Annotated in this window: 23 protein-coding genes; 15 read left to right on the forward strand and 8 right to left on the reverse strand. The window is 62.4% G+C overall.

Going from position 1 to position 21218, the window contains the following annotated elements:
- Positions 1-107: 107 nt before the first annotated feature.
- The 12 genes from iscR (at position 108) to der (ending at position 11685) form a co-directional block, all read left to right on the forward strand.
- Positions 108-575, forward strand: a complete 468-nt coding sequence (gene iscR, locus ACWF8S_RS13870) for a Fe-S cluster assembly transcriptional regulator IscR (protein WP_447553953.1) — start codon at positions 108-110, stop codon at positions 573-575.
- A 20-nt stretch (positions 576-595) separates the two neighbouring features.
- Positions 596-1771, forward strand: coding sequence for an aminotransferase class V-fold PLP-dependent enzyme (locus ACWF8S_RS13875; RefSeq protein WP_447553955.1), 1176 nt, complete (start codon positions 596-598; stop codon positions 1769-1771).
- A 26-nt stretch (positions 1772-1797) separates the two neighbouring features.
- A complete protein-coding gene (locus ACWF8S_RS13880) occupies positions 1798-2124 on the forward strand; it encodes a HesB/IscA family protein (protein ID WP_447553956.1) in 327 nt (108 codons plus the stop codon).
- A 154-nt stretch (positions 2125-2278) separates the two neighbouring features.
- The gene (gene ndk, locus ACWF8S_RS13885; protein ID WP_447553958.1) at positions 2279-2704 is read left to right on the forward strand and encodes a nucleoside-diphosphate kinase; all 426 of its coding nucleotides are present in this window, start codon (positions 2279-2281) and stop codon (positions 2702-2704) included.
- A 77-nt stretch (positions 2705-2781) separates the two neighbouring features.
- Positions 2782-3966 (forward strand): 23S rRNA (adenine(2503)-C(2))-methyltransferase RlmN, encoded by a 1185-nt coding sequence (rlmN, locus tag ACWF8S_RS13890; protein ID WP_447553959.1) that lies wholly within the window; start codon positions 2782-2784, stop codon positions 3964-3966.
- Positions 3967-4172: 206 nt separating this feature from the next.
- Positions 4173-4949 (forward strand): type IV pilus biogenesis/stability protein PilW, encoded by a 777-nt coding sequence (gene pilW / locus ACWF8S_RS13895; RefSeq protein WP_447553960.1) that lies wholly within the window; start codon positions 4173-4175, stop codon positions 4947-4949.
- A gap of 28 nt (positions 4950-4977) precedes the next feature.
- A complete protein-coding gene (locus ACWF8S_RS13900) occupies positions 4978-5901 on the forward strand; it encodes a RodZ domain-containing protein (protein WP_447553961.1) in 924 nt (307 codons plus the stop codon).
- An 8-nt stretch (positions 5902-5909) separates the two neighbouring features.
- A complete protein-coding gene (ispG, locus tag ACWF8S_RS13905) occupies positions 5910-7025 on the forward strand; it encodes a flavodoxin-dependent (E)-4-hydroxy-3-methylbut-2-enyl-diphosphate synthase (RefSeq protein ID WP_447553962.1) in 1116 nt (371 codons plus the stop codon).
- 57 nt (positions 7026-7082) lie between these two features.
- The gene (hisS, locus tag ACWF8S_RS13910) at positions 7083-8378 is read left to right on the forward strand and encodes a histidine--tRNA ligase (RefSeq protein WP_447553963.1); all 1296 of its coding nucleotides are present in this window, start codon (positions 7083-7085) and stop codon (positions 8376-8378) included.
- Between the two features lie 69 nt (positions 8379-8447).
- Positions 8448-9104: a YfgM family protein gene (locus ACWF8S_RS13915; RefSeq protein WP_447553964.1), complete on the forward strand. Its 657-nt coding sequence runs from the start codon at positions 8448-8450 to the stop codon at positions 9102-9104.
- Positions 9104-10285 carry an outer membrane protein assembly factor BamB gene (bamB, locus tag ACWF8S_RS13920; RefSeq protein WP_447553966.1) on the forward strand — a complete coding sequence of 394 codons (1182 nt, stop codon included), beginning with the start codon at positions 9104-9106 and terminating at the stop codon, positions 10283-10285. Before ACWF8S_RS13915 ends, bamB begins: the two co-directional genes overlap by 1 nt.
- A complete protein-coding gene (gene der / locus ACWF8S_RS13925; RefSeq protein ID WP_447553967.1) occupies positions 10282-11685 on the forward strand; it encodes a ribosome biogenesis GTPase Der in 1404 nt (467 codons plus the stop codon). Before bamB ends, der begins: the two co-directional genes overlap by 4 nt.
- A 101-nt stretch (positions 11686-11786) precedes the next feature.
- Here the strand turns inward: der and ACWF8S_RS13930 are convergent, their stop codons facing one another.
- The gene (locus ACWF8S_RS13930; RefSeq protein ID WP_447553968.1) at positions 11787-12335 is read right to left on the reverse strand and encodes a hypothetical protein; all 549 of its coding nucleotides are present in this window, start codon (positions 12333-12335) and stop codon (positions 11787-11789) included.
- A gap of 168 nt (positions 12336-12503) precedes the next feature.
- On the opposite strand from ACWF8S_RS13930, the gene ACWF8S_RS13935 reads away from it, so the two are divergent.
- A complete protein-coding gene (locus ACWF8S_RS13935) occupies positions 12504-13118 on the forward strand; it encodes a hypothetical protein (RefSeq protein WP_447553969.1) in 615 nt (204 codons plus the stop codon).
- Here ACWF8S_RS13935 and ACWF8S_RS13940 read toward each other — a convergent pair.
- Positions 13115-13972, reverse strand: a complete 858-nt coding sequence (locus ACWF8S_RS13940; RefSeq protein ID WP_447553970.1) for an ATP-binding protein — start codon at positions 13970-13972, stop codon at positions 13115-13117. The two genes, ACWF8S_RS13935 and ACWF8S_RS13940, sit on opposite strands and share 4 nt — an antisense overlap.
- Before the next feature lie 83 nt (positions 13973-14055).
- Between ACWF8S_RS13940 and ACWF8S_RS13945 the strand changes: the two genes are divergently transcribed.
- Positions 14056-14856 (forward strand): M48 family metallopeptidase, encoded by an 801-nt coding sequence (locus tag ACWF8S_RS13945; protein ID WP_447553971.1) that lies wholly within the window; start codon positions 14056-14058, stop codon positions 14854-14856.
- Between the two features lie 30 nt (positions 14857-14886).
- Here ACWF8S_RS13945 and aroE read toward each other — a convergent pair whose 3' ends face one another.
- From aroE to ACWF8S_RS13975, 6 genes are all read right to left on the reverse strand, one after another.
- Positions 14887-15705 carry a shikimate dehydrogenase gene (aroE, locus tag ACWF8S_RS13950; protein WP_447553972.1) on the reverse strand — a complete coding sequence of 273 codons (819 nt, stop codon included), beginning with the start codon at positions 15703-15705 and terminating at the stop codon, positions 14887-14889.
- Positions 15702-16637, reverse strand: a complete 936-nt coding sequence (gene hemF, locus ACWF8S_RS13955; RefSeq protein WP_447553973.1) for an oxygen-dependent coproporphyrinogen oxidase — start codon at positions 16635-16637, stop codon at positions 15702-15704. Before hemF ends, aroE begins: the two co-directional genes overlap by 4 nt.
- 96 nt (positions 16638-16733) lie before the next feature.
- Positions 16734-17576, reverse strand: a complete 843-nt coding sequence (locus ACWF8S_RS13960) for an oxygenase MpaB family protein (protein ID WP_447553974.1) — start codon at positions 17574-17576, stop codon at positions 16734-16736.
- Between the two features lie 2 nt (positions 17577-17578).
- Entirely contained in the window at positions 17579-18136 is a 558-nt protein-coding gene (locus ACWF8S_RS13965) for an L-threonylcarbamoyladenylate synthase (protein ID WP_447553975.1), read from the reverse strand.
- Positions 18137-18199: 63 nt separating this feature from the next.
- Positions 18200-19324: a DNA-processing protein DprA gene (gene dprA, locus ACWF8S_RS13970; protein WP_447553976.1), complete on the reverse strand. Its 1125-nt coding sequence runs from the start codon at positions 19322-19324 to the stop codon at positions 18200-18202.
- Positions 19325-19410: 86 nt separating this feature from the next.
- Positions 19411-20454 (reverse strand): LysM peptidoglycan-binding domain-containing protein, encoded by a 1044-nt coding sequence (locus tag ACWF8S_RS13975; protein WP_447553978.1) that lies wholly within the window; start codon positions 20452-20454, stop codon positions 19411-19413.
- A 197-nt stretch (positions 20455-20651) separates the two neighbouring features.
- On the opposite strand from ACWF8S_RS13975, the gene def reads away from it, so the two are divergent.
- Positions 20652-21164 (forward strand): peptide deformylase, encoded by a 513-nt coding sequence (gene def / locus ACWF8S_RS13980; protein ID WP_447553979.1) that lies wholly within the window; start codon positions 20652-20654, stop codon positions 21162-21164.
- Positions 21165-21218: the final 54 nt, after the last annotated feature.

Genomic DNA, 21218 nt, shown 5'->3' on the forward strand with positions numbered 1-21218 from the left:
GGCCCCCCTTCGCTTCCCGGTCATAATAGTTGACCAAAGTACTCGGGATTTCCCATAATGGGTGCACATTCTCGTCAGTACGCCCAAGGTAGGCTCCGGGATTTCCTATGCGTTTGACCACCAAAGGCCGTTACGCCGTGACGGCGATGCTCGATCTGGCGCTTCATGCCGAACACGGCCCCACGTGCCTGAACGATATTTCAAAGCGCCAGGAAATCTCGCTCTCCTATCTGGAGCAGCTTTTTGCGAGGCTGCGCCGGGCAGGGCTTGTCAAAAGCGTACGCGGGCCTGGCGGCGGCTACCTGCTCACGCGCGCAAGCGATGACATCAGCGTGTCCCAGGTGATCGACGCGGTAAACGAAACCGTCGATGCCACGCGCTGCCAGGGCCTGTCGGATTGCCAACAGGGCGATATATGCTTGACTCACTATCTCTGGTGCGAGCTATCAAACCAGATCCGCCAGTTTCTGGACGATGTCACCCTGGGTCAGTTGGTCAAACGTCCTGACGTTCTGCAGACGGCCACCCGTCAGCGCCACCGCCTTGATGCCAGCATTCTCGCTTCCTCCTCTTGATTGCAAAGCCGTTGGAACCCATGACGATAACCACCGCCCCCACGCTTCCCGTTTATCTGGACTACGCCGCCACCACCCCGGTGGACGAGCGCGTGGCCAAGGTCATGCAGCGCTACCTGACGGTGGATCAGCTCTTTGCCAATCCGGCATCGAGAAGTCACATGCTGGGCTGGCAGGCCGAACAGGCCGTCGAGCAGGCGCGCCGCCAGGTGGCCGACAGCATCAATGCCGACCCGCGGGAAATCGTCTGGACCAGCGGGGCGACCGAGGCCGATAACCTCGCGCTGACCGGCTTCATGCGCGCCAACCGGGAACGGGGCATGCACCTGGTGACCTCCCTCATCGAGCACAAGGCCGTGGTGGATACCGCCAAGGCGCTTGAGAACGAGGGTTTCGAGGTGACCTGGCTATCCCCCGGGCATGACGGTCGCATTACTCCCGACCAGCTCAAGAGCGCCCTGCGCGATGACACCGTGCTTGTCTCCTTGATGGCGGTCAATAACGAGCTGGGCACGGTGAACGACATTGCCGGCCTGGCCCGGGTGGCGCACGAATTTGGCGCGGCGTTTCACACCGACGCCGCCCAGGCGATCGGCCGTATCCCCCTTGACGTTGTCGCCCAGCAGATCGACCTGATGTCGCTCTCCGGCCACAAGGCTTACGGCCCGAAAGGCATAGGCGCGCTCTACGTCAAACGCCACCCGGATATCCGTGTGGAGGCACTGATCCACGGCGGTGGTCACGAACGCGGCATGCGCTCGGGCACTCTGCCCACCCACCAGATTGCCGGCATGGGCGAGGCGTTCTCTCTCATGCGCCAGGAACAAGATACCGACCAGGCGAACATCGAGGCCCTGCACAGGCGCTTCATGCAGGGCCTTGATGACATGGGCGGGACAAGCGTGAACTCACCCACGGAACACGCGGTCCCCAATATCGTCAACGTCGCGTTTGAAGGCGTGGACAGCGAGCCGTTACTCATGGCCCTGCGCGATCTGGCCATTTCCACGGGCTCGGCATGCAATTCGGCAAGCGTTGAGCCTTCCTACGTTCTGCTGGGCGCGGGTATCCCCCGCGCGCTTGCCCACTCGTCACTGCGCTTTAGTTTTGGACGTTTTACCACCGAACACGAGATTGATCATGCCCTCGGCCTGATCCGTCACGCGGTCAGCGGCTTACGCACGCCGCCCCGCTAGGGCCGATACTTTCAAGGAGCACGCCAATGGCAACATTATCGATTACCCCGGACGCCGCCAAGCAGATTCGCCATGTGCTGGACGAGCGAGGCCAGGGCCTTGGCCTTCGCGTCTCCGTCAAGCCAAGCGGCTGCTCGGGTTACAGCTATGTGCTGGACTTCGCCGACGAAGCGAAAGAAGAGGAAGTCCGTTTTGAAGAGCACGGCGCCTGCATCTATGTCGACCCCGAGGCGCTCGAAATGCTCAACGGCAGCGAAGTCGACTACGTCAGCGAAGGGCTCAACCGGTACTTTCGCTTCAACAACCCCAACGTGAAGGACGAGTGCGGGTGCGGCGAGAGCTTTACCGTTTAGTGGACGCCTGTATTCATCCCTGCTGGGAGGCGCTATAATCGCGCCCTCCTGGCCACTGCGCGGGTTGCGCGGCGGCCACACGTGACCCTTTTGGACGCCGCTTCGCCAGACGAAGCGGCAATTTCCGTTTATACCCTTTCAAGGAGCTACACCCATGGCGACTGAACGCACTCTTTCCATCATCAAGCCCGATGCCGTTGCGAAAAACGCGATTGGCGAGATCATCGCCCGTTTTGAAAAAGCCGGCCTGCGCGTGGTTGCCGCCAAGATGCTCCACCTGTCTGAAGAGAAAGCGGGCGGTTTCTACGCCGAGCACAAGGAGCGTCCCTTCTTCAAGGATCTGGTTGGTTTCATGACCTCCGGCCCGGTCGTCGTTCAGGTACTCGAAGGCGAAGGCGCCATTGCCAAGAACCGTGACCTGATGGGCGCGACCAATCCGAAAGAAGCCGAAGCGGGCACCATCCGCGCCGATTTCGCCGAGACCATCGACGCCAACGCCGTTCACGGTTCCGACTCCGCTGAAAGCGCCGAGCGTGAAATCACCTACTTCTTCGGCAACGACGAAATCTGCCCGCGCTAATCAGGCGCCGGCGTTTCATTACGCGTTGCTGGCCATTTTTGCGGGGGTTCGCCCCCGCCCTTTCCAAGCGCTGAGCCATGACCACCACCGTAGCCCAACATACCCCCGCCGCGAACGACGCCCCCCGCCGTGACTCCGATGCTTCGGCCTCGCCGGCACTTCAGAACCTGCTGGGGCTTTCCCGCGCGCAGATGGAAGCCTTTTTTCTCTCCATCGGGGAAAAGAAGTTTCGCGCCGCCCAGCTGATGAAGTGGATTCACCAGGAAGGCATCGACGACTTCGCCGCGATGACCAACCTCTCCAAGCCCTTGCGGGAAAAGCTCGCTCGGGTCGCGGAGATTCGTGGGCCCGGGGTGGTGTACGAAGGCACCTCCTCTGACGGTACCCGCAAATGGGTGCTCGAGGTGGAAGATGGCAGCTACGTGGAAACGGTGCTGATCCCGGCGGAGAACGGCAAGCGGCGAACGCTTTGCGTGTCATCGCAAGTGGGCTGTTCGCTGGACTGCAGCTTCTGCTCCACCGGCAAGCAGGGCTTTCAGCGCAACCTGACCGCCGCCGAAATCATCGGCCAGGTGTGGGTGGCGCAAAGAAGCGTCGGCCCGCGCCGCGATACCGCCAATCGTCCGGTCACCAACGTGGTGATGATGGGCATGGGCGAGCCACTTCTGAACTTCGATAACGTCGTGCCGGCGATGAAGCTGATGCTCGACGATAACGGCTACGGCCTTTCCAAACGCCGGGTGACACTTTCCACCTCCGGCGTGGTGCCCATGCTCGACAAGCTGGGCGACGAGATCGATGTAAGCCTTGCCATTTCGCTTCACGCCGCCACCGACGAGCTCAGAAACGAGCTGGTGCCGATCAATCGCAAGTACAATATTCGTGCGCTTCTGGACGCCTGCCATCGCTATCTGGCCAAGTGTCCGGAAAACCGCCAGGTCACCATCGAGTACACCCTGATCAAGGACGTCAACGACCAGCAGGAGCACGCCGAACAGCTTGCCGCGCTCTTGAAGGAACTGGCGTGCAAGATCAACCTGATTCCGTTCAACCCGTTTCCCAACTCGGGTTACGAGAAACCCTCGCGCAACCAGGTGATGCGCTTTCAGCAGTGGCTTTACGACCTGGGCTACAATGCCACCGTGCGCATGACGCGCGGCGACGATATCGATGCCGCCTGCGGTCAGCTGGTGGGACGCGTCAAGGACCGTACCAAGCGCAGCGCACGCTACATTCAGTCGGTCCAGCTCGACGCTGACTAGCGCGCCTTGACTTCCTCCCGGCACAGCGCTTTGATGGACGCAGCTTTCACTTGGCATAATGACCTGGGCGTCAACGTCCGCTTCACGTAATAGGCGCAAAGACGCAAGGTTCACATTCACCCACGAGGGCGTACATGATTGGCGATGGTAGGCGTGCGGCTTCTCTTGGAGCATCCAGATCCAGGGGATCCATGCTCAAGGAATCCATGCTCACACTCCCCGTACTCACGCCACCTTGGCTGACAGTAACGGGGCTGACAGTACCTTGGCGCAAGGTGCCAGTGTTGTCCGTACTGCTGGGCAGCCTGATGCTCGCAGGCTGCGCTACCTCCAACACGTCTTCCCGAGAAACCGGCCAGGACGCCGCCGACGCTTACAGCCAGTTGGGCGTTGCCTACCTCGAGCGCGGCAACCTCCCCCGGGCGCTGGGCGCCCTGGACCGCGCCATCGAGATCGACCCGCAACACGCCGAGGCACTTCAAGGCATGGCGCTGGTCTATCAGGAGCAGGGAGAGAACGCGCTTGCCAAGCGCTATTTTCAACAGGCCGTGAATGCGGCCCCCTCTTTCACGCGCGCGCGTAACAATTACGCGGCGTTCTTGTATCAGCAGGCCCAGTTCAGCGAGGCCTGCGAACAGCTTGAGATTGCGTCACAAGATGCCCAGTACGCCAACCGCGCCCAGCTTTTCACCAATCTAGGGCAGTGCTACGTGGCGCTTAATGATGTCAATCGCGCTCGCGAGCGGTTCATGCGCGCGCAGAGTATCGACCCGCGGAGTCCGCGCGGGTATTTAATGTTGGCCGAATTGGAAGTTTCTCAGGGCAATTACGATCAAGCCTGGGCGCCGTTGCAAAGCTATCTGCAACTGGCAGGCCCGGACCCGCAGGCGCTGACGCTGGCGGCCACCGTCGCCGGCGCGCTCGGCGATGCGCAGGCCGCCGCCGACTATCAGCGCAGGTCCCTGGATACGTCAGCGCCCTGATCACCTAATCATTGAAGGATGCTCAGCCATGAGCGACACACATTTAAACGAGAACATGACTACTGACACCTCCGCCGCCTCGCCTGGCGAGATGCTCAATCGCCAGCGTGAACAGCTGGGCGTCCCGCTCGCCGATGCCGCTCGGGCGCTGAACCTGCGTCCCGCCGTGGTCGAGGGCCTGGAGCGCGACCACTACGAAGAGATCCCCGTTGCCGCTTATCGGCGCGGCTATCTGCGAGCCTACGCCAAATACCTGGGTATGGATGAGCGCCTGGTACTGGAAGCCTACCAGACCCGCTTTGGTACCACCGATACCGAACGCAAGGTTTCCCCGGTCTCGACTACCCGCCCCCCCTCTCGGGTCGGCGCCTGGCTTTTCAAACTGGTAACGCTCTTGATCGTTGTCGGGCTTATCGGCGTCACGGTGATGTGGTGGCAAAGCCGCGGCGGCAGCGAGCCGCCCAGCATGGGGGCCACCCCCTCGGCGGAGGAAGAAAGGGATCTTTCGGCATCTGGTGAAAATGAAGCTCCGGCGCTGCCCAGCACCCCCGTGAGCGCCCCGGAGCAAAATACCGCACCCGCCCAAGCTCCTGAAGAGGCGCCTGTTGCCCCGGCCCCGACGCTTCCCTCCGACACGGCCATTGAAGCCGCCAACGCTGTCGCCGCGGCACAGGCCGAGAGCGTCCAGGACGAAAGCCCCCAAGCCGATGCCAACACGCTGGCGCTGACCTTCAACGAACAATCCTGGACCGAAATTTTCGATGCTGGCAATCAGCGTGTGTTCGTGGGCCTGCAAACGCCGGGCACTACCGCCACCGTTGAAGGCGAGCCGCCTTTTCGACTCACCATCGGCAACGCGACTGGCGTGGAACTCATCTACCAGGGTGAGACCGTCAACCTTGCCCAGCGCGCCGGTGCCAATAACGTAGCCCGCTTTACTCTAGGAGAGTGATCCGTCTTATGCACGCCCCTTCTCCAATCAAACGCCGCCCGTCTCGCCAGATTCACGTTGGCAAGGTCGCGGTAGGCGGCGATGCACCCATCGCGGTGCAGAGCATGACCAATACCAACACGCTGGACGTGGACGCCACTGTCGGTCAGATCCAGCAGCTGGAAAAGGCCGGTGCCGACATCGTGCGCGTTTCGGTGCCGGACATGGACGCCGCCGAAGCCTTTGGTCGCATCAAGGCCCGCGTAGATGTCCCGCTGGTGGCCGACATCCACTTCGATTACAAGATCGCCCTGCGCGTCGCGGAGCTCGGCGTTGACTGTTTGCGCATCAACCCCGGCAACATCGGCCGGGAAGATCGCGTCAAGGCAGTGGTCAGCGCCGCCCGGGATAACGGTATTCCGATTCGTATCGGCGTCAACGCCGGCTCGCTCGAGAAAGACCTGCAGAAGAAGTACGGCGAGCCGACCCCGGAAGCGCTGGTGGAATCCGCCATGCGCCACATCGACTACCTCGACCGGCTGGACTTTCACGAGTTCAAGGTCAGCGTCAAGGCCTCGGACGTGTTCATGGCGGTCGCTGCCTACCGCGATCTGGCCACCCGCATCGAGCAGCCCCTGCACCTGGGCATCACCGAAGCCGGCGGGCTTCGCTCGGGCACGGTGAAGTCGTCGATCGGCCTGGGGATGTTGTTGATGGATGGCATCGGCGACACTATCCGCGTGTCGCTGGCCGCCGACCCGGTCGAGGAGATCAAGGTCGGCTTTGACATGCTCAAGAGCCTGAAACTGCGTGCCAAGGGCATCAACTTCATCGCCTGCCCGAGCTGCTCGCGCCAGAACTTCGACGTCATCGACACCATGAACCAGCTCGAAGAGCGCCTGGAAGACGTGATGACGCCGCTCAACGTCTCGGTGATCGGCTGCGTGGTCAATGGCCCGGGCGAGGCCAAGGAGACCGATATCGGCCTGACCGGCGGCTCGCCCGCGAATCTGGTGTATATCGACGGCAAGCCGGCCAGCAAACTGCGCAACGATCATCTGGTCGATGACCTGGAAGCGCTGATTCGCGAAAAGGTCCGCCTCAAACAGCAGCAACAAGACGATGTGATTACGCGCAGCGTATAACGGCGTGAAAGGCGGGCAGCGGCGCAACCGGCTGCCCGTGCTGATAAGGAGTTCTCATTGAGCAAGTCCGGTACTAAAAAGATCCAAGCGATTCGCGGAATGAACGATTTATTGCCCAGCGACAGCCCTCGCTGGCAATTTTTTGAGGCGAAGGTGCGCAACCTCATGCAGCGCTACGCTTTTGATGAAATTCGCATGCCGATCGTCGAGCAGACCGCGCTGTTCGCCCGCTCCATCGGCGAAGTGACCGATATCGTCGAAAAAGAGATGTACACCTTCGAGGACAGAAACGGGGACAGCCTGACCCTGCGCCCGGAGGGCACGGCGAGCTGCGTACGCGCCGCCATGGAGCACGGCCTGCTCTACAACCAGACCCAGCGGCTCTGGTACCAGGGGCCGATGTTTCGCCACGAGCGCCCGCAGAAAGGTCGCTACCGCCAGTTTCATCAGGTGGGCGTGGAAGCCTACGGTTTTGAAGGGCCGGATATCGACGCGGAGGTGATCTTGCTGTCGGCGCGGCTCTGGCAGGAGCTGGGCCTGACCGAGCACGTCACGCTCGAGCTCAACTCGCTGGGGTCGCTTGAAGCCCGCGCGGCCTACCGCGACACGCTGGTGGCCTACTTCAACGAGCACGCCGAGCTTCTGGATGAAGACTCCCGACGGCGTCTTGCCAGCAATCCCTTGCGCATCCTCGACTCCAAGAACCCCGACATGGCCGAGATGCTCGATAACGCCCCGCAGCTTCTGGATCACCTGGACGACGATTCCAGGGCGCATTTCGAGACGCTCAAAGGCATGCTCGAGGCTGCCGGCGTCGCTTACGTGATCAATCCGCGTCTTGTGCGCGGGCTGGATTATTACTCGCGCACGGTATTCGAGTGGACCACCACGGCGCTCGGCAGCCAGGGCACCGTATGCGCCGGCGGGCGCTATGACGGCCTGATCGAGCAGTTGGGCGGCAAACCGACCAGGGCGGTGGGGTTTGCCATGGGCATCGAGCGGCTGATTCTGCTGCTGGATACGCTGGACCTGATCCCCAACGAGGCCCTGGGCGGGTGCGATGTGTACCTGCTGGCACTGGATGATGGCGCCACTACCGCCGCACTCACCCTGGCCGAGCGGCTGCGCGGCGAGATGCCCGGGCTCAAGCTGCAGCTTCACTGCGGCGGCGGCAGCTTTAAAAGCCGGATGAAAAAGGCCGACAAGAGTGCCGCCCGCGTGGCACTTTTGCTCGGCGAGGACGAAGTCGCCCAGGACACGGTCACGGTCAAGTTCCTGCGCGAAGAGCGTGAACAACAGCAAGTCAATCAAGGCGCCCTGGGCGATACGCTAAACGCTTTATTCACTCGCTGACACCCGGTAGGGGCATCGATCAAGACACACACGCCCGACAGGGCCAATGCCAGTATAAGGAGGCCGCCCGTGGCGGAGCTGAGAAGCGAAGAAGAACAGCTTGATGTCATAAAGCGCTGGTGGAAGGAAAACGGTACCTCGCTGATTGCCGGGGTCGTGATCGCCGCGGCGGGTGTGCTGGGCTGGCACGCCTGGCAGAACTATCAGGAAGGCCAGGCGGCAGCGGCCTCCGCGCGCTATCAACAGCTGGTCAGCCTGAGTAGCGCACCGGAGCTGAGCCCCGAGCAGTTCGAGAGCGCGCGCAGCCTGGTCAATGACATCAATGATGACCACGGCGGCACCCTCTATGCCGAGCTTGCGCTGTTGATGGAAGCCCGTCTGGCCGTCGCCCAGAACGATTTGTCGGGTGCCCGGCAAGCGCTTGAACGCGTCACGGACAACGCGCGCCGGGACTACGTGAAAAGCCTGGCCTGGATTCGCCTGGCCCGGGTGGAAATTGCCGACGGCAACCCCGAGCGGGCGCTGTCTCTTCTGGACGAGCCGATCGCCGACGCGCTCAGCGCCCAGCGTCTGGACGCGCGCGGTGACGCCTACGCGGCCCTGGGAGAAACCTCCCAGGCGCGTCAGGCCTGGGAAGAGGCGCTGGCCGCGGATGCTCAGAACCAGTCACTTTACGGCATACAGTTTAAGCTAGATGACCTTGGCGCCGAGGAGGCGACCTCCTGATGACGATCAGCCTTTCCAAACCGTTATTTCAAACGACGCTGCTGCGCATTACGTTAGGCGCGGCAGCCCTGGCGCTGCTGGCCGGCTGTGCCAGCAAGAGCGAGCCCGCCTACACGCCCAAGGAACTTAGAAGTTTCAACGAGACCACCACGGTGGACAACGTGTGGCGGCAGAACATCGGCGACGGCCTGGGCCGTGCTCGCTACCCCATCGAGCCCGCCCGTGAAGGCGACACCGTCTTCGCCGCCGACGCCCAGGGCGTGGTCATGGCGCTCAACGCCAATAGCGGCGATCGTCAGTGGCGCATCGAACTCGACACGCCGCTTTCAAGCGCCCTGAATGCCATCGCCGGCCAGCTCTATCTGGGCACCCGCAACGGTGAAGTGATCGCGATCGACCAGCGTGACGGCAGTATCAACTGGCGCTCGCGGGTTTCCAGCGAAGTGCTGGCCGCGCCTCAGGCGAACCAGCAGCTTCTCATCGTGCAAAGCGTCGATGGTCAGATCACGGCCCTTGACCGCGCCACCGGCGAAGAGCGCTGGGTCTACACAAGCTCGCAGCCGGCGTTGACCCTTCGCGGCACCGGCACGCCCATGGTCATTGATCCGGTCACCTTCGTGGGTCTGGCCAACGGCCGCCTGGCCACGCTGGACAACCGAAGCGGCCAGCCCCTCTGGGACATGCAGATTGCCACGCCCCGCGGACGCAGCGAAGTCGAGCGCCTGGTGGATCTGGCCGGCCAGCCGGTCCTCAGCCCGGACGGGCGTCTGTTCGTCACCAGCTACAATGGCCGCGTGGTCGCCCTCGAAGCCACCCAGGGCGGCATCCTGTGGGAAACCAGCCTCTCCAGCCGGCATACGCCCATTCTAGTCGGCAACACCCTGTTCGTGGTCACCGACGACAGCCAGGTGGTGGCGCTGAATGCCGACAACGGTCAGGAGATCTGGCGCAACAACGATCTCGAAGACCGCTGGCTGACCGCCCCTGCCTTCGCCAACGGCCGTCTGGTCATGGGCGACTTTGAAGGCTACGTGCATCTGATCGATGCCCGCGAAGGCAAGCTCGTCGGCCGCACCCGAGTCCATAAATCGGGGATCACCCTGCGCCCGCTCAGCGAAGGCAGCACCCTTCACGTACAGGCCAATAATGGCCGGCTGCAAACGTTGGAAATCGCTCCATGACACCCGTCATTGCTTTGGTCGGTCGGCCCAATGTGGGCAAATCGACCCTGTTCAACCGCCTGACACGCTCGCGCGATGCGCTGGTGGCCGACTTTCCTGGCCTGACCCGGGATCGTAAATACGGCAACGGTCTGCTGGGCAACAAGGCCTACACGGTGATCGACACCGGCGGCATCAGTGGCGACGAGGAAGGTATCGACGCGGCCATGGCCGAGCAGTCGCTCGCCGCCATCGATGAGGCCGATATCGTACTGTTTCTGGTCGACGCCCGGGCGGGCCTCAACGTCGCCGACGAGGCGATCGCCAACCATCTTCGCATCAATCAGAAAAAGACCTGGCTGGTGGTCAACAAGACCGACGGGCTCGAAGAGCATTCCGCCATGGGCGATTTCTGGGGGCTCGGCCTTGGTGATCCCTGGCCCATTGCCGCCGCCCACGGTCGTAACGTCTCGCTTTTGATGGACACGGTGCTCGAACCCTTCCCCGAGCGCGACGCCGACATCCCCGCCGACACCGGCTCCAAGGGCATTCGCATCGGTGTCATCGGCCGACCCAACGTGGGCAAGTCCACGCTGGTCAACCGTCTGCTCGGCGAAGAGCGGGTGGTGGTGTTCGATGAAGCGGGTACCACGCGTGATGCCATCGAGATCCCCTTCGAGCGGCGCGGCAAACCGTTTGTACTGATCGACACCGCCGGTGTCCGGCGGCGCAAGAACGTCAGCGAAATCGCCGAGAAGTTCTCGATCATCAAGACCCTCGACGCCATCAAGGAGTGCCACGTTGCCATCATGGTGCTGGACGCGCGTAGTGGATTGGTCGAGCAGGACATGCACCTGCTGGATTACGTGCTGACCACCGGACGCGCGCTGGTGCTGGCAGTGAACAAGTGGGATGGCCTGGAAAGCGAGGCCAAGGAGAAGATGCGCGCCCAGATCAAGCGCCGGCTGGGCTTTGCCGATTACGCCGAGATGCACTTCATCTCGGCGCTTCACGGCACCGCGGTGGGCGATCTCTACCCGTCGATCGAGCGCGCCTTTGACGCCGCCAACGCCCACTGGTCGACCAACCGCCTGACCACGCTCTTGCAGGACGCCACCAGCCAGCACCCGCCACCCATGGTCAACGGACGGCGCATCAAGCTGCGCATGGCCCACCAGGGCGGCAGCAACCCGCCGATCATCGTGGTTCATGGCAACCAGACGAGTTCCTTGCCCGAGGCCTACCGGCGCTACCTGACCAACACCTTTCGCAAGGTATTGAAGGTGCGCGGCACGCCCATGCGTTTCGAGTTCCGCTCCGGCGACAACCCGTATGACCACATGGCCGGCGCCAGCGACAAGGAAAAGGCCAAGAAGCGCGAGCTGAACCGCACCAAGGAAGCGCGCCAAAAGCGTCGTTAAATACTAGCAATGCTTGTTAAAAAGCCTGCAGATTTATATCTGCAGGCTTTTTTTAAGAATTCTACTATTTTTATTAATCGAAAAAAGGCTTAACTTAGTAGCTATTGAGTTTCGCTTTCATTAACCCAAGAGCCATCGATGAGCATTTCACTTGAGATAAGCTCTCCCCTCTGGCTTACCGTAGCGCGCTTTTCCACAGTGTCCCAATGGCTTTGACTGTCCGGACCATAAGCTACGCCAGTAACTCTAAGATTTTCATTCTTATCAATATCGATACTATCGACTCCAACAAAATCAATATGTATAGGTTGCAAGCTTAAGTCGACAAAGGGTGAGTCTGCAACTCCGATCCCTACATAACTTATTTGCCAAGTTGACGTACGCCCTCCTGAACAGTACAGATCGCCGTACCAGGCCACAGCGTATTGAGCACCATAAGAGCGCATAATCTCGATATCTTCTGGCTCTACTACCTGAACTGTATAAAAATCATCAGGACTCATTGCGTCGGAACAGGTTGCAGCTGTAGCAAAATCGAACATCACATTTTTTACATCATTTTCAGTTATCGCCCAAGCCTGCTGGCCAGAGCTAACTGCTAGAACAAGAACCGCCAAACCAGTTTTATTGATTACGACTCGGCTCCACATTTCAACCCCCTCTATTTACAAGATCAAAACCATCATGCACTCAACAATATAATTTAACTTCACTTTACAAAGCCATCAGTTTTTGTTGACAAAGCATTAGCTTGAAGCATATATAGCCAGCAAACTGACAGTTTCAAGAATTTAAAAAAACCCTTGAGGAGGAGTCTTATGAGTTTTTTACATGCGTGCCAGCGATGGTTGGCCTTTCCCATTTTTGCAAGCGTTCTCACCGGCTGTATGTCGCTGCCGCAAAACGGCTTCGATGCCTTCAATCTGGAAGTTACCTCCGTCGACGTCGAAAACGTGCAGGTAGGCTCGCTCGACCTCAATCGCGGCTTCGACCCCAACAGCCTCTCGAGCCTGCTGGCGTCGAGCCTGCGCTCGGGCAGCTTGCCGCTGCAGGCGACGCTGGCGCTGGGGCTTGCGCTTCCGCGTGGCATGCCGGCGGTGAACATGGCCGGCTTCAACTGGGCGCTGGACATGCCCGGCGCAGACGCCATCACCGGGCGCTACGGCGAAACCGTATCGCTGACGCCGGGCGCGGGCCCCAACCTGCGCCTGCCGTTCTCGCTCGACGTGCTTGCCACCGACCCGCAGCGCCTGCGCCCCATGATCGACCTGGCCCAGCGACTGGCGTCGGAAGGCGAGCTGCCCCAGGGAAGCCAGCTGGCGATTACGCCGGGAAGCCTGAGCGGGCTCGGGATCACGCTGCCATCAAGGCTTTTGACGCCGACGCTTCGCTTTGACGTGGGCCCGAACGGCCAGCTCACCCCGGTGCGTTAAAGCCCCTGCCGCCCGACCCAGTGGGCGGCAAACTGCCAGGCGGTGCGCCCGCTGCGTCCGCCGCGCAGGGTGGCAAACCGAATGGCCTCCTCGCGGGCGGCGTCGCTCCAGGCGCCCTCTCCTCCTAGACTGACCACCCAATGTGTGCACACCTCCAGGTAGATCGCCTGGTTGAAGGGATGAAACCCGAGCCACAGGCCGAAGCGGTCCGACAGTGAAATCTTCTCCTCCACCGCATCACCGTGATGAAGCTCTTCCCCTACCAGCTGCGAGCCCTGGTTATCCGCCATGGACTCCGGCAGCAGATGGCGGCGGTTGGAGGTGGCGTAGATCAGCACGTTTTCCGGGGGGCCGGTGAGCGCGCCGTCCAGCACGCTCTTCAGCGCCTTGTAGGCGTCGTCGTTACCCTCGAACGAGAGATCGTCGCAGTACACCACAAAGCGCTGCGGCACGTGGCGAAGCTCTTCCACCAGTTGGGGAAGGCTTGCAAGATCGTAACGGTCCACCTGGATCAAACGCAGCCCCTCGCCGCCCAGGGTGTTGATCAAGGCGCGAATGATCGACGACTTGCCGCTGCCCCGGGAGCCCCATAAAAGCGCGTGGTTGGCGGGCAGGCCTTTCAGAAACGCTCGGGTATTGTCCAGTAGCGCCTGTTTCTGGCGCTCGATGCCGAGCAGATCCTCCAGGGTGGTCGTATCGCGCGGCGGCACCGGTACCAAACGCCCGCCCAGCGGGTGGCGCTGCCAGAGCGCCGCGGTATGCACGCGCCAATCTACCGGTACGGGCGCGGGGGGCAGCCACTGCTCCACGGTATCGAGAAGCCGGGTGAGTCTTTGAGTTAATTCGCCGTCCATATTTGCCCTCTCGGTACGTTATGATAAAACTACCCACATTGGACTGTTTACGTTAATCCGGCTTTTGCCGATAAGGAATCTTTATGCGCTGGCTACGCCCTTTAGCAATCACTACCCTGTGCGCCTCGCTTGCCGCCTGCAGCACCTCGCCCACCGGGCGCTCGCAGCTTCTGCTGCTCTCGGACAACGAGTTGAATCAGATGGGGCAGCAGGCCTTTGCACAGTATCAGCAGGATGTCCCCATGGGCGACCAGGCCAGCCTGCGCTACGTGCAGTGCATCACCGACGCCATCGTCGACGTGCTGCCCGACCGGCAGCGCAACCTGGACTGGCAGGTCCGCGTCTTCGAATCCGAGCAACCCAATGCCTTCGCCCTGCCCGGCGGTTATATGGGGGTGAACACCGGCATGCTCAATATAGCGACCAATCAGGACCAGCTCGCGTCAGTCGTGGGTCATGAGATCGGCCACGTGCTGGCCAACCATGCCAACGAACGCGCCTCCACCCAGAGCGCGACCTCCTTGGGGCTTTCGGTGATCTCCAGCACCGCGGGCCAGTCGGCGGGCGGCCAGCAGTTGATGGGCGTACTGGGTATGGGCGCGCAGTACGGCATCGCGCTGCCCTTCTCCCGGCGCCATGAAAGCGAGGCGGATACCATCGGCCAGAATCTGATGGCTCAGGCCGGATTCGACCCGCGCGAAAGCGTGACGCTCTGGGAGAACATGCAGGCGGCCTCCAGCGGCGGCGCGCCGCCGGCCTGGATGTCGACCCACCCAAGCCAGGGCCAGCGCATCGAAGGACTTCAGGCCGGCATGGGTCAGGCGATGGCAAGCTATGAGCAGGCCAGAAGCCAGGGCCGCGCACCGAACTGCCCGCGCCCCTGACTCGCCTGGCGTGCCAGAAGCACGCCAGGATCAGGCGGCAAGCGACTGTCTAAGCAGCGCACGCACGGGTTCGGTCTGCGGGCGCACGTTTCGCCAGAGAAAGAACGCCTCCGCCGCCTGTTCGACCAGCATGCCCAGGCCATCCACCGCGACCGCCCCACGCTGTTCAGCCCACTGCATGAACACGGTGGGCGTCGGGCCATACATCATGTCGTAGGCAAGACCGCCTGAGGTGAACAGCGCCTCCGGCAGCGGCGGCAGATCACCCGAAAGACTTGCGCTGGTGCCGTTGATCACCACGTCGAACGTGCCTGACAGCGCGTCATACCCGCCCCCGCTGATATTACCCAGGTCGGAAAAATCCCGGGCCAGCGCGCCCGCCTTGGCGCCGGTGCGGTTGGCAATCACGATCTCTTGCGGGTCTTGGGTCAATAAAGGCTCGAGTGCCCCGCGCACCGCGCCACCGGCGCCCAGTATCAGAATGCGCGCGCCGGCCAAGGCCACAGAGTAAGCCTTCAGATCCCGCAACAGCCCCACGCCGTCGGTATTATCGCCGTATACTCGGCCGTTCTGCCCGATGCTGAGCGTATTCACCGCCCCCGCCCGTCGGGCCCGCAAGCTTAACGTATCGCAAAGGGCGACGGCCTGTTGCTTGAACGGTACGGTCACGTTGGCGCCGCGCCCGCCTTGGTGGCAAAACTGCCGCCATGCAGTGGCAAAGTCCTCGAGTGGGGCAAGCTCGGCGGTGTAGCGCATCCTTTGACCGGTCTGCTCGGCGAAGGCCTGATGAATCATGGGTGATCGGGAGTGCTTGACCGGATTGCCCAGCACGCAGTAGTGATCGCTCATGGATCGACTCCCAGATGCTCGGCTTCCGCCAGCCAGTCCCGCGGGACGAGGTAGTCGTTCAAACGCGCCTCGGGGCTTCCGGCCCCGGGGGTGTAGCCGTACTCCCAGCGGGCGAGCGGCGGCATCGACATCAGGATGGATTCGGTACGTCCGCCACTTTGCAGGCCAAACAGCGTGCCCCTGTCCCATACCAGGTTGAATTCCACGTAGCGTCCACGCCGGTAAAGTTGAAACTCACGCTCGCGCTCGCCCCAGGGCGTTTCCCGGCGGCGCTCGACGATCGGCAGGTAGGCATTGAGGAAGCTGTCGCCCACGGCGCGCTGGAACGCGAAGGCGCGCTCGAAGTCCGGCTTGTTCAGGTCGTCGAAGAAGAGCCCGCCTACGCCCCGGGTTTCATCGCGATGCTTCAAGTAGAAGTAGTCGTCGCACCACGCCTTGTAGCGTGAATAAACCTCGTCGCCAAAGGGCGCGCAGGTATCCTTGGCCACTTGATGCCAGTGCACCGCGTCCTCGAATACCGGATAGTACGGGGTCAGATCGAATCCGCCGCCGAACCACCATACCGGCGCTTCCCCCTCCTTTTCCGCGATGAAGAAGCGTACGTTGCCGTGGCTGGTGGGCACATGAGGGTTTTCCGGATGCAGTACCCAGGAAACCCCCACCGCGTGGAAACTGCGCCCGGCCAGTTCCGGGCGCGACGCGGTGGCCGAGGGGGGCAGCATTTCGCCATACACGTGGGAGTAGTTGACGCCGCCTTTCTCAAACAGCGCGCCGTTTTCGATCACCCGCGAGCGCCCGCCGCCGCCCGCTTCCCGCTGCCAGCTCTCCTCTTTGAACGTTCCTCGGCCGTCGGCGTCGGCCAGCCCCTCGCAGAGCCGGTCCTGAAGCGCCATCAGGTACGTTTTAACGTCGTCTAGGTGCTCGTGGGCCACAATGTCTCCAAAGCCTTGCCTAAAGGGATAGGCATCAATGGTAAGGGGTAAGACGTGAGGGGTGAAGGGCGAATCGGCAAAAGCCGGCCGTCAGCGTCAGGAACGTGCCTGGAAACGGATCAGTGCCCGTCGGTAGGCGCCGCTTCGCACCGCACGGCTGATCATGGGCATCGCGCTTTTAATGCTCACTCGCACCAGCCGGCGCTGAAGTGACGACATGTCAAGCTCCAGCTGCTTCGCCGCCCACTCAGGCAAGAGATCGATCCCGGCGCGCATGAAAAGCGCCCCGGCCGGGCGAACGATCACATGCCGAGGCGGGGCGCTCAGCAGCACTTTCACCACGTCGCGGGTGCGCTCGTCGAATACCAGCTCGCTTTGCCTGGCTTGAAGATACGCCTCGATTGCCTCGCGGCTATCGGGTACGTTGCGCGCCCCCAGGGCCTCGGCAATGCAGGCGGTCTCGAAAAAGTAGCGATCCTGCTCGGCCCGGCCAAGCTGGGGGTTGCGATAGCGCAGATGCCCGGCCATGAAACGGCTCATTTCCGCCACGTGCACCCAGGTGAGGAGATCCGGGTCGTCGGCCGCATACGCCCTGCCATCAGCGGCGTGGCCGCATACGTGGGCGTGTACCCGGCGGACCCGGGCAATCGCCTCTTCGGCCTGCTCGAACGTGCCGAAACTGGTGGTGGCGATAAAGTCACCGGTGCGCCTGAGCCTTCCCACCATATCGTGGCGAAAATTGGAGTGATCCCACACCCCGGCCAGCGCCAGCGGGTGCAGCATCTGAAGCAATAGCGCACTGATCCCGCCGCACATCATCGGGGTGAAGTCGCCGTGGATATTGCGCACCAGCCCGTCCAGCGGGAAAGGACCGGGGTTTTGCGTAGTTCGCGCATGGCCCAGGCGCGCCACCATGGCGTCATGCAGGAATGTGGTCATGGCTAGGCGCGCAGTACCTTGCCCGTGGCAAGGTCGCGAATGGTGCTGGGGCGCGCCTGGCCGCCCAGCTCACCTTCTGAAATGGCGCCCAGCTCCTCGCCGAACAGCGCCTGAACCTCATCGGCGCTCATGACCGGCGGCTCGCCAGCGCGGTTGGCCGAGGTGGACACCAGCGGCCCGCCGAACGCCTCGCAAAGCGCTTTCATCACCGGGTGATCGGTTACCCGCAGCGCCACACAGCCGTGGGCGCCGCGCACCAGGGCGTGGCTTCGCCCATTGTCCGGCACCAGCCACGTGTGCGGACCGGGCCAGCTGGCCACAAGCCGGGCGTGCAGCTCAAGCGGAAGCGTTGTCAGCCAAGGGCCGAACTGCTGCATGCTCGCGGCCACCAGAATCACCCCCTTGGCGGGATCGCGCTCTTTCAGGCGCATCAGGTGCGTCAATGCCTGTTCATTGTCCGGGTCGCAGCTGAGCCCCCACACCGCTTCGGTGGGACAGGCCACCACGTGGCCCTCTTGCAGCGTCTGTGCTGTGCGTTGAATAGTCACCGTGGATGTCATCAAGGCCTCCTTTGAAAGCGCTCATCACGTATCACCAACCGCTATCGGCCATGTTATCACGGCCTAGAGCACGCGCACCCAGCCGCCGGCCTGCTGGGCCACATAGCCGTCAAGCTCCAGCATCAAGAGCCGCTGCTGACATTCACCCACGCTTTGGGAGGTCTGTTGCACCAGCAGATCGATCGGCGTGGGGGTCGATGAGAGCGCAGCGAGCAGCGCGTCCGGCGGCGGGCTTTGGGCTTGCGTATTGCTCTGGACCTGGCGCCCGGCCTGAGGTTCAACCGGCGATTCAGGAACCTGTGGCATATACTCCCCCGCCCAGTGGGAAAGCTCGTCGAGCATGTCGTCGACATGACGCACGAGTGTGGCTCCGCTTTTCAACAGCGAAAGACAGCCCGTCGCCTGCACGTTGTGAATCGAGCCGGGCAGGGCAAAAAGCTCTCGGCCCTGCTCGACGGCCAGGCGCGCACTGACCAGAGTGCCGCTTTTCTCTGTGGCCTCGACCACCAGCGTGCCCAGCGAAAGGCCGGTCACGATACGGTTGCGCCTGGGGAAAAAGGCGGGCCGAGCCGTGGTGCCCGGCGGGTGTTCGGCCAGAATCAAAGCCTTCGGGGTCTGGCTCAGCTGCGCGTAGAGCGCGCGATGCTTGGCAGGATAGATCACGTCGACCCCCGAGCCCAGCACCGCCACGGTGGCGCCACCCTCATCGAGTGCGGCCTGCTGGGCCACCCCGTCCACGCCCAGCGCCATGCCGCTCACCACGCACCAGCCGCGCCTTGCAAGCTCGCGAGCAAAGCCCTGGGCATTACGCCCGCCCTCGAGTGTCGGCTTGCGGGTGCCCACCATGGCAATGCTCGGCCCCTTGAGCGCGTCAAGATCGCCCAGCGCCCAGAGTACCGGCGGCGGGTCGGGCAGCTCGTCAAGCAGCTTGGGCCAGGCGGGATGATGGCGGTGAAGCACGTGGCGGTTGGGCCCGCCCTGCTGCCAGTCGAGCGTCGTATCGATACGCGCCTGCAGCGGGCTTTTCGATGGGTGATCCAGCCAGAGCCTGAGCGCGCTGGCCGCAGGCCCCGGGAGCGCTGCCAGCCACCCGTGAGGCCAGCTGGGCCGGCGCCTGGCCAGCGCGTTGATTCGATGAGCGCCCATACCGGGCAGCGCTTCCACGGCAAGCCACGCATTTACATCCATTCAAGCCCTCTCTTGTTCATGAGACGCAGGGGTCTGTCGGTTTTGGACGCGAGGTCGTATGACCCGTCGACGCGGAACCCAGGGATCTAGCGCTCGGGAGTACGCACCTCGTCCCCTACCGCCAGCACGTTGGACGCCTGCATCACCAGGGCGTAGCTCATCCGGCTATAGGGTTTGAATACCATTAAAAGCCCGCTCTGGTTGTTGGGCAGCTGGAAAAGTTCATTGGTGCGCGGGTCGCTGATGAGTTCGCCCTGCTGGTCCACCTGCAGTACGTGGCCCGGCTGCAGGCCGTCCTCGGTTCCCAGATCGAGTGCCACGATCTGCAGACGACCGATAAAGCGTACCCCGCCGGGAGCGGCGATAATGTGTCCGGCCATCTCGCCCAGCGGCGCTCGGGGCTGAAAGTCCTCCTCGAGCGCATCGTCCAGGGTCAGCAGGATATCGTTGTTGCGCACCTCCTGCTGAGCACGCAGTACCTGCACGCGAGCGATCTCATCTTGCTGGCTGATGAAGCGCGCCTCGCCAATGTAGACAAGTTCGCGTCCCAGCGTCTCGCCGTTGGCGGAAAGGTAGGGCTCGCCGGGACGATAGATACCCAAGGGCGTGTTCCGTGGCAGCTCACCCCGGACGTAAAGGGTGTCCCCTGCGCCGCTGATAAAGCGCTGGTTCTCGCCACCCACCACGTAGCCAAGCTCGTTGAACGGCTGGCCTGCCTCCTGTACGCGGTGCTGACGCAGAAACACCTCGACCACTTCCCGGGGCAGCGGTGCCACCGCTTCGCGGGGCTCGATGGTGCGCACGCGGGGTGAAAGTTTCACGACCGCCCGCCCCGGCTCATGGTCAAAGCAAGGGACCCCGGCGCAGTCGCCCAGCACGATGGTGTCGCCAGGGTAAATGCGGTGCGGGTCCTGAATCTGCGGGTTGGCCTGCCAAAGCGCAGGCCACTGCCAAGGGGCACGTAAAAAGCGTGCGGCGATATCCCAGAGTGTGTCGCCCTGCACCACCACGTAGCGCTCGGGGGCGTCGTCTCGGATGCGATCCCAGCCCTGTGCGGCACTGCCTGCAAGTGTAAGACCCAGTACCAGCGCGATGAGAGCGCTATAACGAAGGGACTTTTCAACGGCCATAGCGATCCCCATGAAACAGTGAAAGCGGTAGAAGACCCTCAGGCGAGCATGCCCAACAGTTCCGCCTGCGTGGTATAGTGGCCTATAGTAAAGCACATGGACGCGCCCGCCCAATTCAGGCGAGTGCAAGTCAGCATTTTACGCTGGCCCTGAAAGCAGATGTTAACCCCAGATTTGATAACGGTGATTGTAACGCCATGGCCAAACGTCCAATTCTCGAATTTCCCGATGAGCGCCTGCGGACCAGGGCGCAGCCGGTAGAGACCGTCGATGACAGCGTCCGCCAACTGGTCGATGATATGCTGGAAACCATGTACGACGCCCGCGGCATCGGCCTGGCCGCCACTCAGATCGACGTTCACCGCCGCGTGGTGGTGATGGATGTTTCTGAGGCGGGCGCCTCGCCGCTGGTGATGATCAACCCCCGCTTCGAAGCGATCGGTGATGAAAAAGCGCCGCTCTCCGAAGGGTGTCTGTCCATTCCCGAGTACTATGCCGAAGTGCCGCGCTTTCTCAAGGTCAAGCTCAACGCCCTGGACCGCAACGGCGAGGCATACGAGCTTGAAGCAGAGGGGCTGCTTGCCCACTGCATTCAGCACGAGTACGACCATCTGGAGGGGGTACTGTTCGTCGACTACCTCTCCTCCTTGAAGCGCGACCGCGTCATGAAGAAGATGCAAAAGCGTCACAGACTGATGCAGGACGCCTGAGCACTCGAAAGCCGCCCACCGGGCGGCTTTTCCCTGTCCTCGCCCTATTTTCTG

This window comes from Vreelandella xerophytica (assembly GCF_968048975.1).

What these genes read in the sequence shown, in the direction of transcription:
- aroE (WP_447553972.1), bottom strand. Translation starts at nt 15,705, where the DNA reads ATGAGCGATCACTACTGCGTGCTGGGCAATCCGGTCAAGCACTCCCGA.
- ACWF8S_RS13935 (WP_447553969.1), top strand. Translation starts at nt 12,504, where the DNA reads ATGAGTTTTTTACATGCGTGCCAGCGATGGTTGGCCTTTCCCATTTTT.
- ACWF8S_RS13900 (WP_447553961.1), top strand. Translation starts at nt 4,978, where the DNA reads ATGAGCGACACACATTTAAACGAGAACATGACTACTGACACCTCCGCC.
- der (WP_447553967.1), top strand. Translation starts at nt 10,282, where the DNA reads ATGACACCCGTCATTGCTTTGGTCGGTCGGCCCAATGTGGGCAAATCG.
- iscR (WP_447553953.1), top strand. Translation starts at nt 108, where the DNA reads ATGCGTTTGACCACCAAAGGCCGTTACGCCGTGACGGCGATGCTCGAT.
- bamB (WP_447553966.1), top strand. Translation starts at nt 9,104, where the DNA reads ATGACGATCAGCCTTTCCAAACCGTTATTTCAAACGACGCTGCTGCGC.
- ACWF8S_RS13940 (WP_447553970.1), bottom strand. Translation starts at nt 13,972, where the DNA reads ATGGACGGCGAATTAACTCAAAGACTCACCCGGCTTCTCGATACCGTG.
- ACWF8S_RS13930 (WP_447553968.1), bottom strand. Translation starts at nt 12,335, where the DNA reads ATGTGGAGCCGAGTCGTAATCAATAAAACTGGTTTGGCGGTTCTTGTT.
- ACWF8S_RS13975 (WP_447553978.1), bottom strand. Translation starts at nt 20,454, where the DNA reads ATGGCCGTTGAAAAGTCCCTTCGTTATAGCGCTCTCATCGCGCTGGTA.
- rlmN (WP_447553959.1), top strand. Translation starts at nt 2,782, where the DNA reads ATGACCACCACCGTAGCCCAACATACCCCCGCCGCGAACGACGCCCCC.
- ndk (WP_447553958.1), top strand. Translation starts at nt 2,279, where the DNA reads ATGGCGACTGAACGCACTCTTTCCATCATCAAGCCCGATGCCGTTGCG.
- ACWF8S_RS13880 (WP_447553956.1), top strand. Translation starts at nt 1,798, where the DNA reads ATGGCAACATTATCGATTACCCCGGACGCCGCCAAGCAGATTCGCCAT.
- ispG (WP_447553962.1), top strand. Translation starts at nt 5,910, where the DNA reads ATGCACGCCCCTTCTCCAATCAAACGCCGCCCGTCTCGCCAGATTCAC.
- pilW (WP_447553960.1), top strand. Translation starts at nt 4,173, where the DNA reads ATGCTCACACTCCCCGTACTCACGCCACCTTGGCTGACAGTAACGGGG.
- def (WP_447553979.1), top strand. Translation starts at nt 20,652, where the DNA reads ATGGCCAAACGTCCAATTCTCGAATTTCCCGATGAGCGCCTGCGGACC.
- dprA (WP_447553976.1), bottom strand. Translation starts at nt 19,324, where the DNA reads ATGGATGTAAATGCGTGGCTTGCCGTGGAAGCGCTGCCCGGTATGGGC.
- ACWF8S_RS13875 (WP_447553955.1), top strand. Translation starts at nt 596, where the DNA reads ATGACGATAACCACCGCCCCCACGCTTCCCGTTTATCTGGACTACGCC.
- ACWF8S_RS13960 (WP_447553974.1), bottom strand. Translation starts at nt 17,576, where the DNA reads ATGACCACATTCCTGCATGACGCCATGGTGGCGCGCCTGGGCCATGCG.
- ACWF8S_RS13945 (WP_447553971.1), top strand. Translation starts at nt 14,056, where the DNA reads ATGCGCTGGCTACGCCCTTTAGCAATCACTACCCTGTGCGCCTCGCTT.
- ACWF8S_RS13965 (WP_447553975.1), bottom strand. Translation starts at nt 18,136, where the DNA reads ATGACATCCACGGTGACTATTCAACGCACAGCACAGACGCTGCAAGAG.